Annotated in this window: 10 protein-coding genes; 6 read left to right on the top strand and 4 right to left on the bottom strand. The window is 43.0% G+C overall.

Going from position 1 to position 13,527, the window contains the following annotated elements; all coding sequences use genetic code 11:
- Positions 1–8 precede the first annotated feature (8 nt).
- The 4 genes from FVB43_RS14325 to tssF all read right to left on the bottom strand — a co-directional run bounded on the left by FVB43_RS14325 (position 9) and on the right by tssF (position 5,068).
- Positions 9–1,010 carry a fimbrial protein gene (locus FVB43_RS14325; RefSeq protein ID WP_159337700.1) on the bottom strand — a complete coding sequence of 334 codons (1,002 nt, stop codon included), beginning with the start codon at positions 1,008–1,010 and terminating at the stop codon, positions 9–11.
- Positions 1,011–2,078: a type VI secretion system protein TssA gene (locus FVB43_RS14320; protein ID WP_133844492.1), complete on the bottom strand. Its 1,068-nt coding sequence runs from the start codon at positions 2,076–2,078 to the stop codon at positions 1,011–1,013.
- Positions 2,079–2,150: 72 nt separating this feature from the next.
- Positions 2,151–3,176 (bottom strand): type VI secretion system baseplate subunit TssG, encoded by a 1,026-nt coding sequence (tssG, locus tag FVB43_RS14315; protein WP_133844495.1) that lies wholly within the window; start codon positions 3,174–3,176, stop codon positions 2,151–2,153.
- A 2-nt stretch (positions 3,177–3,178) separates the two neighbouring features.
- On the bottom strand, positions 3,179–5,068 hold the full coding sequence (gene tssF / locus FVB43_RS14310; protein ID WP_167864213.1) for a type VI secretion system baseplate subunit TssF: 1,890 nt from the start codon (positions 5,066–5,068) through the stop codon (positions 3,179–3,181).
- Positions 5,069–5,403: 335 nt separating this feature from the next.
- Here tssF and tssH point away from each other — a divergent pair, with 335 nt between their 5' ends.
- The 6 genes from tssH (at position 5,404) to tssB (ending at position 13,520) form a co-directional block, all read left to right on the top strand.
- Complete coding sequence (gene tssH, locus FVB43_RS14305) at positions 5,404–8,109, top strand: type VI secretion system ATPase TssH (protein ID WP_167864279.1); 2,706 nt, start codon at positions 5,404–5,406, stop codon at positions 8,107–8,109.
- Between the two features lie 41 nt (positions 8,110–8,150).
- Complete coding sequence (locus FVB43_RS14300) at positions 8,151–8,711, top strand: fimbrial protein (protein ID WP_133844499.1); 561 nt, start codon at positions 8,151–8,153, stop codon at positions 8,709–8,711.
- 149 nt (positions 8,712–8,860) lie between these two features.
- Positions 8,861–9,610: a fimbria/pilus periplasmic chaperone gene (locus FVB43_RS14295; protein WP_167864212.1), complete on the top strand. Its 750-nt coding sequence runs from the start codon at positions 8,861–8,863 to the stop codon at positions 9,608–9,610.
- 46 nt (positions 9,611–9,656) lie between these two features.
- A complete protein-coding gene (locus FVB43_RS14290; protein WP_227535498.1) occupies positions 9,657–12,284 on the top strand; it encodes a fimbria/pilus outer membrane usher protein in 2,628 nt (875 codons plus the stop codon).
- Entirely contained in the window at positions 12,272–12,865 is a 594-nt protein-coding gene (locus FVB43_RS14285; RefSeq protein WP_241008309.1) for a fimbrial protein, read from the top strand. Before FVB43_RS14290 ends, FVB43_RS14285 begins: the two co-directional genes overlap by 13 nt.
- A 121-nt stretch (positions 12,866–12,986) precedes the next feature.
- The gene (tssB, locus tag FVB43_RS14280) at positions 12,987–13,520 is read left to right on the top strand and encodes a type VI secretion system contractile sheath small subunit (RefSeq protein WP_133844503.1); all 534 of its coding nucleotides are present in this window, start codon (positions 12,987–12,989) and stop codon (positions 13,518–13,520) included.
- Positions 13,521–13,527: the final 7 nt, after the last annotated feature.

The following is a 13,527-nucleotide window of genomic DNA, read 5'->3' as shown; positions in this document are numbered from 1 at the left end:
AATATGTGTTAATTTACTTGTAATACAATCTCAGCTCTGGCATCAAATTTACCACCGGTGGGTCTTTTACTTGTCTTGCCAGGTGACGCTAATGTCGCCGTCCATTTAAACTGCGCAGGGACTTTATCGTTGCTTGTTACTTTTCTCAAACTTGAACCATCCACGGCAATACTGGCTCCTTCATTATCTCTTATTTGAATTCTCAGACGATCCGTATATCCTCCGGCATCGGTGACAGTAATATATTTACCATCAGGGGTACGGGCGTCCGCAATGATTGAAGCAAAGACAGAATAGCTTCCATAGTCAGTCCTGCAGTTCATTTCAAAGTCGAGGGGACGTTCAACCCCTGAATCCGCCAGGGCTGGTGTGACAGTATTAAAATCGATGTTTTTTGTGCTCTCAAAAGTACAGGCCGGTGTACTATTGAGTGTAATTTTTCCTATATTAAGTTTTTGTGCATAATTCGACATTGCATTGACACCAACATAATTATAGGCGGAATCACCGCCATCAAAGACAACATTTTCTTTATTAGGCATCAAACGAATCACTTCTGCCGTTTTAAAAAACTCAACTACGAAATAAGAATTAGCAAAATAGACTATGCGACTTAACTGCATAGGGAGATTACCGGCATAAGGGATGTCTTTTTTAACAGTGCCATTATCCCACCGAATTTTCATACTCACACCAGGAATATTGGTAGAGTACATATTATTTCCATCCGGAGTAGGAAGACCGTAAGGCATTCCTCCATAAGAGATGCCAGGCGTACAGTTGATATAGGTCACAGCGTGTCCCGCCAGGGGGGAAGTGATCGTAGCGAATGGCATGGCGGTATCGACGGGCTTATCGGCACTGATACTCAAAACCTGCGCAGGGAGAATAAACGTAACGGGGGGGCCCCTATCTGATTCCCCGGTTGTGTCGAGGGTACATTCAGCCTGCAAAGCGGTACTGACTAACGCACAACATGCCATTAAAATTTTCACTCCAAAAAATTTCATTTATGTGTTCTCGCTGTCAATTTTATTAATGAGTTCTGATGGAAGGATTTTCATTAGCTCAGTGAAACGTTTTCCAACCATGCTTTCTGTTAGTTCCAGTAATAAGATCACTGGACTACTTGGCTCCATACGCGTAAACCACGATCTAATCTCAATTAACTGTGCTAAAGCATCCTGGCGATTTTCTATCTTATGGTTAATTTTCGCTGTTGAAACAGAGCACTTTGCAGACTGCAATGCACCTTTTTGCACTTCACGTGGTGTGGTGCTGGCATCGTCCTGCACTGATTCAAGATGGGTTTCATCGCTTTCAGGTTCAGATAAATCCGCTTCAACAACAGATGACGATTGTGGAAAAAGAGTGAGGAGATGGGTGATAACCGGCAACTCGGGAGCCTCTTCACCGAGGCTGTCCCTCAAGGAGTGCCGGATTGCCAGCAAAGATTTCATCGCACAGTTCAAAGAGATAATCTCTTTATCAGCCTGTTGATGCCACTCCTCTAACATTGCAGAGATCATCGCTTCGGGAAGCGCATCCGGTTCACGAGGAGTGGCGAATGATTTCTCAAAATCCTTTAAGGAAATAACCTGGCCCGCCGCTTTAGGCAATTTGTGATTTCTTAAGTCTGTAATTAACCCCGAAGCATCATCCATTTCTGAAAATGCATTGGCCCGCATGACGGGCTCAAAGTCACCTTCATCAAGCAATAAGGGGTAATACTGTTCAGGATAAATTTCGATGAGGGCTTTTAAGGCTGTGATTCCTTCCTCTACCGCCAGTAAACCGATTTGCCTTAAGCGACAGCGGATCATAATAATAAACAAACGTACATCTTTGCTTTTCTGCATCAAGGCAGCACACTCGCGCTGAACCTCTGACCAATTTACAGGTTCTGCCTGTTCAACAAAATTACCGTATTCAGCACCCTGTTTCGGTTGAATTTTAGACAGGAGAAGAATAAAGGCTGAATCATACTCAAGACTATCGCCACATGGAAATTCATCCGAAACAGGCTGCAAAAATCCACTATAAAATTGACTTAGTTCAGTGATGATAGTATCAGACACAGGCTCCCTCCTAATTAACCTCTGGCATATATGCCCATCCCCGGCATACACGAGATAAAAACCACAGACCATCTAGCTGTGGCAATAAATTTCCGGTTCAAAGCTCATGCCAGAAACCGGTTCGATGTTATTCAGTCTTTCGAGCCAGGTCGCATAGCCAAGCTGATGTGTACCATTTAGCGTTGCATGAGGAACCTCTTCTGCAGCCAAAACCAGCTGTATATCCCATGCATACTCATACCCAACAAAGTTTTTTACCCACTCCTGCAAGACTGGAAGATCATCTCCCCAGGGACTGAACTGCATATATTCTTTAAGGGTTAGAGGGCCTAAAATGAGTTTGAACTTGTGCTGACAATCTCTCACGGTATTGCCTAGAATAGCCCCGTCGCCAAGCAGCATCGCACAGGCATCATCGCCTAAAATAGTTTGATCGCACTTATCCAGACGTATCCACTGTTCTGCAAACTCCTCCATTCGCACAGGTACCTGAAAATAATAATGTAAAGCGCCAATGATCCCTTCCGGGTTACGGGATTCACGAATCAGGTGAGAAGATGATGCTAATCGAGCGTGTGGCGGTAAGTGAGAATGTTCAAGTTCTTGTGCATCAATACCGATTAGGCTTCCGATATAAAATGAAAATCTCTCATCATATTTACGGTCAAGAGAGGCCGTATCCTGCGATAAAAACCACGCACGATACAGCAACGATAATGCGCGATGATGAAATATATTAACAAAATCAATCAGCGTATTATCGTAAGCTTCTGATCGAGAATAGGCCAACTCAGAAAAATGCAGCGGCATCGCCCCCTGAGGGCCCCATATTCCTAAACCAAATAGCTCAAGGTTAACCTTGCCGTTCTCCATTGAAATAGCCGATATTTCACGCGGAGCAAAAGCCATATAAGCACACTGCCCGACCCGGAAAGCCTCCTGCACAGGAAGTTTAGCCCTGCCAATCGGTGGCATATCAGTCGTCTTTGCCGCTATTGCACGCATTAAGCTAATGTAGCCCGCATTCCAGGGTTCATCCTGCTTGAACCACGTGTCTAGCTCGGAGGCTGTTGGTTGAATATGCGAATTGTCTTTCATATTCACAGTGCTCCACGCCTTCCAGGCCGCGCTCCCCAGCGTGCAATAAGCCCTCTCTGCATTGAGTGTAATTCTGTCTCAGTAAAAATATTTATCGCAGCATGGCGAGCCAGATAGTTTTCCATGATAAGGCCAAATAAGTATGGACTAATGCCCGAAAATCCCTCTTCATCTACCGTTAAGGTACAGCGAACTCCCCGACCGTAAACCAGCAGGCCATCTCCTGGAATACGCCGAATGACAGGTTCACTTTTGCATCCCACAAGACTGTTAACCTGAGCGATCGACTCCTGATCCGCACCATTGAGGAAGAGGCTAAGCATATTACGCAGCGATTCCCCACCTAACCCATGGTCCATATCCGAGAGTGGAAGGTAATTAAAACTTAGTTGACGAATTAACCGCCATGATGCTTCTCCCAAGGCAAATGCCGCACGCGGAGTACTGGGTTGGCAGACAAACGTTGCACCATGAACAGGAACTGAACCTGGCATTGTCAGATCGAAGCTACCACTTGCCTTGATAAGGCGAGGAAGATCCCGATTAGTCACCATCGCATCAATAGACAGATACCTGATATCATCGCTAAAAGGCGCCTCATTCTGATCGACCAGTGAAACGAATACTTCAGTGCTCACATAGGGGATCCGAGTATCATATTTTCGGGTATTTCTATCCTTGACTCTGGCTTCTCTACGAATAGAAAAATAGCGCCCAAAGTTTCCATCATCAGAATGTCGGGTATGGTACAGGGGTTTAAAAACAACCTCATCACTGCTTTCAGCTTTCTGCCCCAATAGTCGATTTACTGAGAAAACTTCATAGTCTAAAGGCCTGCTCCGGTCAGGAACAACATGGAAACTATTCAGTGCCCTGTTAACTTCGATTCTATCAACTAACTTAGGAAAAAGATTGATAACCGGGGTGCAGTGCAGAAGAAACCGGGATGCGTCAATATGGCCGATTAAATCTTGTGGCAATCGGTCAAGTAAAATAATGAGTTCAGCCTCATTGGAGTTATTTTTTTTCAGACTATTTGCCAGATGATTTAACGTGAAAAAATAAAATCGCTGACGACAGGAGAAATACTCCTGGATGAGGTTATGGCCGTGGAACATGTTCCATGAAAGCGGCAAAACGCTTTGTTCCGGTTTTAGCCCCTCGAAGGTAAGTGGTTTTTCACTGACAACGACATCTTCTACCTTAGTCTCACCTGATGCATCACCTGCGCGCACAACCATAGCCACATGGCTGGTATGTAATAGTTCAAAAATATGTGAGACGATCCTTTCATCACCATCAATATAAAAAGGTAACTGGTCGAGACCTTCTAGCTGTGAGAATACGATATCACCCTGTAATTTTAGCTTGATGCGTAACGCACCTTTGAGTCGGGAATTAGATATGCGATATCGCTCCAGATTGGGGAGATCAGGAGGAATAGAGGTCAGGCGTGCGTCAATAATTTCAACCGGCCAAAGTGTGAGATCCTGTCCGTTGCGAAACTCACAACGGGTAGCCTCGCCCGGTAAAATCCTGGTATGAAAAGTGCTATTTTGGGGAACTAAATACCCCTGCATCAAATCACCTTCTTTCAGATTAGGCTGTAATTGCACAACACCGATTGAAGGAGTAGGAGAGTTATAATTTGGATAGACAACATCCAATAACCTTTGAGTAAATTTAGGGAATTCAGCATCCAGTTTTATTTGAGTACGGGCGGAAAGAAAACAAAATGCCTCAATAAGTCTTTCAACATAAGGATCAGCAACATCTATGCCATGCATTCCCAGGCGGCCAGCAATTTTAGGATGTTTCTCAGCAAACTCACGTGACATTTCTTTCATAAACGTAAGTTCCTGATTATAATAATCAAGAAATTTATGATCCACTGACATTTCTCACTAGATTTGTATCAGCCACTCTTATTAGCGAATAATGATTTTTCGCTAGCTATTTTCCACTAATGATGAAAATCGACACTTTTTATATTTTCAAGGTTCTACTTCATCTATATAGACGAAAGAACATAACATAAAAAAAGAAAAACAAAACTACAAAAAATTGTCCAAAAAATGACTTTAGGAATATTGACCGATTCATATTCCTAAATCAAATTCAGACAAGAAGTTTATCTTCAGTTGCCATATTGAAATTTAGTACTATTGAGAAACAGATGAAGTTAATTTTATCAGCTTCTTCTTCATTAGGATTAAGGGATGAATTAGTGGCTATCACAAGAAAAAACTTATTTGGAAAACTTAACAATTCGTTGTTTAAAAGCATTGAAAGTGCGACAACTTATTGTAAACTTCGCGGCAATCCATATGTCGAAATAACCCATTGGCTCAACCAGTTATGGCAGCAAGAAGACAGTGATCTGAAAAGTATTTTCAGGCATTTTGAACTTGATGCTGCCACCCTGGAGCGGAATCTTTCTGAAGCAATCATCAGATTACCTACAGGTGCCAGTACTATTTCTGATTTTTCATATCACATTGAGCTCGCCATTGAGCGTGCATGGATTTATGCAAGTCTGGAATGCTACGCCAGTCGTATCAGAAGCGGTCACCTATTGATTGCGATGCTGACGACGATGGAATTGCGGCGTGTATTATCCGCGATCTCTCCAGTATTCGACAATGTTCAACTTGATGTATTAACTAAAGATTTTAACTACATTACGCGTTCATCTACTGAAGCAAATGAGTCAGAAGATGATGTACAACATGATAGCGATCTGCCGGGTCAAGCCAGCAATGCTATCAATACAAATGAAAACTCAGCGTCTCTAAGGCAATACTCTACAGATCTTACTGCATTAGCACGTGAGGGGAAAATTGATCCCGTGCTGGGTAGAGACCATGAGATCAATACCATGGTCGATATACTGCTGCGCAGACGCCAAAATAACCCGCTATTAACCGGTGAAGCCGGCGTAGGTAAGACAGCAGTAGTGGAAGGATTAGCCCAGGCGATTGTTGCTGGTAAAGTTCCACCTTCGCTTTCTCAAGTCCGACTGTTATCTCTGGATATCGTTGCTCTCTCTGCGGGTGCCAGTATGAAAGGCGAGTTTGAAGCACGCCTGAAATCCGTGCTAGATGAAGCCATTGGATCACCCCAACCCATTATTCTCTTTATTGATGAAGTCCATACGCTTATTGGTGCAGGAGGCAATGCAGGAACAGGCGATGCAGCCAACTTGCTTAAGCCCGCTCTTGCCCGTGGCCAGCTTCGTACGATTGGTGCAACCACCTGGAGTGAATTTAAACGTCACATTGAGAAAGACCCTGCGTTAACGCGACGTTTTCAGGTATTGCAAGTCGAGGAGCCTGATGAAGATACCGCTACGTCAATGTTACGTGGTCTGGTTCCTATGCTCGAAAAGCACCATAAAGTCTGGATAATGGACGAAGCACTACAGGCCGCAGTACGACTTTCTCATCGTTACATTCCCGCCCGTCAGTTGCCTGATAAAGCGATCAGTTTGCTGGATACGGCGTGCGCACGTGTTGCAGTCATGCAATATGCACCGCCAGCTGAGCTTCTGCTCAGAAACTTCCAGGCAGAAACAGCCCAAACGGAGCTATCACTCGCAGAGAAAGCACTTGCGTTCGGTAAAGAGCAACGTCAGCGCATTGATGAGTTACAGCAAGATATTACGCAATACGAAGAGCAGGCACAGGTTCTTTCTTCACGTTGGGAGCAGGAAAGAACACTGGTTGCTGACATCGTCGCAACCCGAGAAGAGCTCAATACACTGATCCAGCAAGAATCATCATCAGAAGAGATCAGCCTTGCCCAGAAGAAACTTGGCGCACTGGAAACAAAGCTCAAAAAGAGCCGACAGGAACATCCGCTGGTCCAGGCTGAGGTTAACGCTGAAGTCATAGCCAGTATTGTTGCTAACTGGACAGGTATACCCGTCGGCCAGATGATGAAGGATGATATTCGGACTGTACTGGAGTTGCCATCACGTCTTGAGGAAAGAGTGACAGGCCAGCCTCATGCTTTAGATTTGGTAAGTCAGAGTATTCAGGCCTCCCGATCAGGTTTAGCCGATCCCGGAAAACCTATTGGTGTGTTTATGCTTGTGGGACCATCTGGTGTTGGAAAGACAGAAACTGCACTGGCACTGGCTGAGCAACTGTATGGCGGTGAGCAGAATCTCATCACTATCAATATGAGTGAATATCAAGAAGCCCACACCGTTTCTTCGCTAAAGGGATCGCCTCCAGGTTATGTTGGATACGGTGAAGGTGGTGTCTTAACGGAAGCCGTACGCCGGAAACCCTACAGCGTCATATTGCTGGATGAAATTGAGAAAGCGCATCCAGATGTTCATGAGCTGTTTTTCCAGGTCTTTGATAAAGGCTGGATGGAGGATGGTGAGGGGCGCCACATAAATTTCAAAAATACTATTTTACTGTTAACGAGTAATGCGGGTAGTGAAGTGATCAGCAGTGTCTATGCGGATATTGATACGGCCCCAGACATAAATGGCTTAAGAAAATTATTACAACCAGAACTATTAAAAACATTCCCAGCGGCATTTTTAGGGCGTGTCAGTGTTGTTCCCTACTTACCATTACAACATTCTACACTTGAGCATATTGTAAGAGTTCATTTGGATAGAATCGGAAAACGTTTACATGAACAACATCATGCGTCGCTTCAGTATGATCATCAGTTGGTGAAGTTCGTTGTAGAACAGTGTCCTGTCGCAGAAACAGGTGCACGTATGTTAATTCGTTTTATTGAGCAAAACATCATGCCAGAGATGGCACGTAAAATACTCAGCAGTGAAAATGGTGTTGATGGAAAAAATATCAACTTAAGCATAAATGCGGATAAGGAAATAACCATACTATTCCCAGAAAAGGAGATTCTACAAAAAGGAAAAGTCAAAAGGGCAAGCAGCGCAATAGTTTAAGTACAAAAACATTATCACTAGGATTATAGAGGTTATATATCATGGAAAAGATGAAGATTTATGCAACCGTTCTGGCACTTAGCCTCACAGCTTCTTACTCTTATGCTGAAGATCTAGGGGTCGGCCAAGGTAAAGTGACATTCAACGGAAAACTGATTACTGAAACCTGTCAGCTTGTAGATGGCATGGATGATATTATCGTTCCCCTGCCAACATTATCGATAAAAACGCTCGCAACTGCTGGTGCCACAGCAGGTAGTAAGGTTTTTGAGATCAAGGTTAAAGATTGTCCTACTGAAATAACAAAGGTTGCAGCACACTTTGAAGCCATTGGCAGCACTGGCGTGGATTCAAAAACAGGCAACCTGGAAAATAAGGCAGTGACTGTAGGCGAAGATAAACCGGCAACAGGTGTTCAAATCCGTCTGTATAACTCTGATGCAGAGCAGAATCAGCTGTTACTGGGTGATACGGGTGCATCATTTGATGTTCAGGAAGGAGGAACAGCAACAATGCGCTATTATGGTGGTTATTATGCGACTGCTGCAACAACCCCAGGTCTTGTTACCGCTACAGCCCTGTATACCCTGAGTTACCCATAAAACCCGTGAATACTTGGGCGGGTAATTAATCCGTGATTATTCATTAATCACGGATTAGGAATTGAGTGAGTCAGATAATACGAAATGCAACAGTTATCTGGCTCCTCTGCTGCTTTATGCTCTCCTTTTCATATTAAGATGATAATGCAATGATCTATAAAACATTCATAGCGGCAGTTACTTCTATTACATTGTCAGCAAGCTCGATGGCAGCGATGACCATCGCAGGGACGCGTGTTATTTTCCCCGGTGGTGAACAAGAAGTCACAGTAAGAACAACGAATAAAGGAGATAAACCTACTTTAGTTCAGGTTTGGGTTGATGATGGACGTTCTGATGCTGATGTCAACACAATGAAGGTACCGTTCATTATTACTCCCCCGGTGTATCGCGTAGAGCCAGGTAAAGGACAAAGCCTACGACTGATCTATAACAACATGGTATTGCCAACAGACAGAGAATCTGTTTTCTGGTTAAACATGCTGGAAATCCCCCCCGTCTATAAAGGTCCAGCGAAAGACAGGTTAGAACTGGCTTTCAGAACAAGAATAAAAATATTCTATCGTCCTAAATCTTTGGACAAAGCGACGAGTAAGCTGGGAGCGAAAGACCTGAAGTGGACGGTAGTAAAACAAGAAAAAAAGGTGAAGGTCAACAACCCTACTCCTTATTACTATTCTTTTGACACCATGACGCTCTTTTCTGGCGCACAAAAAGTGAAAGTGAATGCAGAAATGGTCGCGCCATTTTCATCATCAGAGTTTGTTTTTTCCAAAAATTCACCGGCAATTACGAATATTACTAGTGGCGAATTTAGTTTACTAAATGATTACGGGGCAGCTGTGATTGGTAAACTGAAGGCAAAAGGAGATGAATTAACGCTCGAAAGTATGAAGTAGAAAGCATTTCATCTAAAGATTCTCATTGGAAAAAGGAGCTTACCAATTGAGCAATTTAATATCGAAAAGAGGCATAGCACAGAAAAAAATTAACAACATCAGCATTCGAATTTTCAGTGCATGTAAACTAGTCGCAGGCATGGTTTGCTCAGTTGCTGTCGCACAAGATGGCGGAGAGACAAAAATAGCCAATGGCGAAAGCGATCCAATAAAAGTTGATTATAACCCGATGTTCATCCACGGTTCAGAGGTGGACGTTTCACGTTTCAGTGAAGGTAACAGAATTGAGCCTGGTGTTTATAGTATTTTCATAGTGGTTAACAAAACTCACCGTATAAAATATGACGTCACCTTTAAAAACTCCAAAGACAATCCCAACTCTCAGCCGTATTTTACACTTCAGGATCTAAAAAACCTTGGGATAAAACTGAACTCAGAAAACAAGCTGCATCTACAAACTGATGAAAAACAACAAGATGCCAGTTTCACATTAAAAAGTATCATTGAAGATAGTTCGGTGCATTATAATGCCGGAGATTATGAGTTAAATATCACCGTACCTCAGATAAATATTATTTATCGCCCACGAGGTTATATTGATCCCAGTACATGGGATGCTGGCGTTCCTGCTATTTTCCTTGATTACAATGCAAATATGTATCGCAGTTATACTGGCTCAAAGTACGGAACCAGGAGTAATAACATTGTATACACGGGTAATATTGGCATGCAGACAGGATTTAATGCTAAAGGATGGCGCTTCAGAAAGCGTTTGAACTTGGGTATGTCCAGTCGTGGGAGTTCGCACACACAGAATTTATTTGGTTTTGCTCAAACGGACATCATTAGGTTACAAAGCAGCCTCACGATTGGTGATAGTAATACCAGAGGAGATATCTTCGATAGTTATAATATTCGAGGCATTATCTTACAATCAGATGAGCGTATGTTGCCGGAAGGATTAAGAAACTATGTTCCTGTATTGAGAGGCGTGGCAGAAACAAATGCTAAAGTCACCATTACACAGCGCGGGCAGACAGTATATCAAACAGTCGTTCCACCTGGACCGTTTGAGCTTACTGATGTTGGGGCAATGGGATATGGTGGCGACCTCGAGATGACGGTAACAGAAGCCGATGGTCGGGTCAGAAGTCAAAGCATTCCCTTCTCAGCACCACCTATGTTACTACATCAGGGTGTATCTTTGTTTAGTGTCAATGCAGGGGAGCTCAGAGAAGATAAATTAAGAACGAAACCGAAAGTGATGCAGGGTGTCTACCAGTACGGTGTGGGCAATATGTACACACTTTATGGTGGTGGACAGTTTGCGCAGCGTTTCTATTCAATGGCTCTGGGTAACGCATTTAACACGCCGATTGGTGGATTATCGCTGGATGTCACACACGCAAAAAGCCAATTATCTGAAAATAAAAATAAAACTGGTAATAGTTTTAGAGTGGGTTTTAGTCGATATTTAGAAACAACAAATACAGATCTCACCCTTGCTGCGTATAAGTACTCAACGGCAGGATATTATACGTTTAGAGAAGCAAGTCTTGAGCGGTACGCTCATAGCACTAACCAAGAATCAGATTATCGGGCTAAACAACGCCTGACACTGACTATTGGCCAGCGTTTATGGAATGATGCTTATCTAAACTTCACTGGCAGCATGTATCAATACTGGGACAATAGGCCCGGAACCAGACAATACTCCCTTACCTATAATAAGTCTGAAAGATACTTTTCTTACTCACTTACGGGTATGCGAACGATGAATAGTAACCGTAGAAATGAGAACACGTATATGTTGTCTTTCAACATACCACTTGGCCAGAGTATCAGCAGCCAGCCAGTATTTAACTCAATATATACCACTCTTACGCATGATGAGGGTGGAGGATCCTCTCTGCAGGTCAATGCCAATGGTAGCCAGGGTGAAATGAATGAGCTGAACTATGGGATTGGAACAACAACGACGAAAAATCATAACGAAGGGACTAAGGAAACAGTCTCTGGTAATGCTTTCTATCGTTCTCCTGTAGGAAACCTCGGCCTGACAGCATCGGCTGATAATAAATCAACCAATCAGGTTTCTTTCTCTGCTAACGGGAGTGTGATCGGTCATCAGGGCGGCATTACGGCGGGCCCGCCTATAGGTGATTCTCCTTTTGCTATCATCAACGCCCCAGGAGGAAGGGGGGCTAAAATACTAAACGGCTATGGTTCTAAAGTTGACTCAAATGGATATGCCATCATGCCTTCATTAACCGCATATCGGGAAAACACAGTCTCTATCGATACCAGAGGACTTCCAGCCACGGTTGATGTGCTAGAAAGTGAAAGCACGGTTGTACCAAGAGCGGGCTCAGCCATTTTGGTTAATATGAAGACAATTGTTGGCACGCCTTACATACTTATAGTAAAGCGTTCTGATAACAGTTACCTTCCGATAGGAACCGAATTGTTCAATGAGAATGGCGTAAGCCAGGGAATTATTGGGCAAAGTGGAATGGCATTTATTCGCGGCTGGGATCCAACGATAAATACACTTAATGCTAAATGGGATGAAGGCCGAAGTGTGTGCCGTATTCTTCCTAACAAGAAATGGATTGCGCCATCCGACAAAGGTAATAATCAGATAGTTACCATGGAGGTAAAATGCATAATTTAAATAACTCCCACCCATTTTTGAGTAAAATCCTATATTCAGGAATGCTGTTAGTGGTTATAGTAACAGTTAGCCCAAATATTGTAGCTGCTCAAGACTGTAAGAACTGCACAGTCGATGTTTCATTTACTGGAATATACAATGATGAAACATGCGAAATTGTGATCAATGGCAAAGAAAACACGGACATTGTTGAATTACCAGTAATATCGACTCAAAGCCTTAAAGTACCAGGAAGTGAAGCCGGCAGTGGCGCATTTGATATTGGTCTAAAAAACTGCCCGACGAATAGAAATATAATTTTAAAGTTCGTCAGTAATACATCACAAGCAGACCCATTAACTGGAAACTTATTAAATACATTAGGTGATGGATATAGCAAAAACACACAAATAAGACTCCGAAAAGAAGACGGAACACAAATTAGCATCGATGACCAGGTCAGCGCACAGAACTACTTTATTTCTGAATCAGGCGATATGGTAACGCATGACTATATTGCAAACTATTATTCAAGTGGTAAAAAAGGTGTGACTCCTGGTTTAGTAAAAACCACGGCGGGAATAGAGCTTTTTTATAAATAAAAACGTTAATGACACCAAACAGCGTCCAAAAAAAACAACTTTACAACCAGATAAATTATAGATAAATATCACTCTCGATATTAATCTATATGCTCATGGAACTTATTAAAAAGGAGTAGTAATGGCGATCAATAAGAGCAGTGCGCAGAAGTTCATTGCCAGAAACCGGGCACCTAGAGTCCAGATCGAATATGATGTTGAAATTTACGGAAGTGAAAAAAAAATCGAGCTGCCTTTTGTGATGGGCGTGCTGGCTGATTTATCTGGAACACCTTTAGAACCACTTCCCGCGGTTGTTGACCGAAAGTTTCTTAGTATTGACATTGATAACTTCGATGAACGAATGAAAGCAATGAAGCCTCGGGTTGCATTTGCTGTACCTAATACGTTAACCGGAGAAGGCATGTTAATGATTGATATGACCTTCGAAAGCATTCACGACTTTTCACCCGATGCTATTGCAACAAAAGTTGATTCTTTATCTCAGTTACTTGAAGCAAGAACACAACTGGCTAACTTACAAACTTACATGGATGGTAAAGCAGGGGCTGAGAGCCTGGTCACTCAAGTGCTGAAGGATAAAGCATTACTCAATACACTGGCCAGTGAAGCAAGACCGACCCCGCCAGATACCAATGCTTCTGAGAACGACTGATTATTGT

This window comes from Erwinia rhapontici (assembly GCF_012271765.1).
GTDB classification, from domain to species: domain Bacteria; phylum Pseudomonadota; class Gammaproteobacteria; order Enterobacterales; family Enterobacteriaceae; genus Erwinia; species Erwinia rhapontici.
Note: the sequence above shows the minus strand (reverse complement) of the source record. Positions and strands in the feature narration are given on the sequence as shown.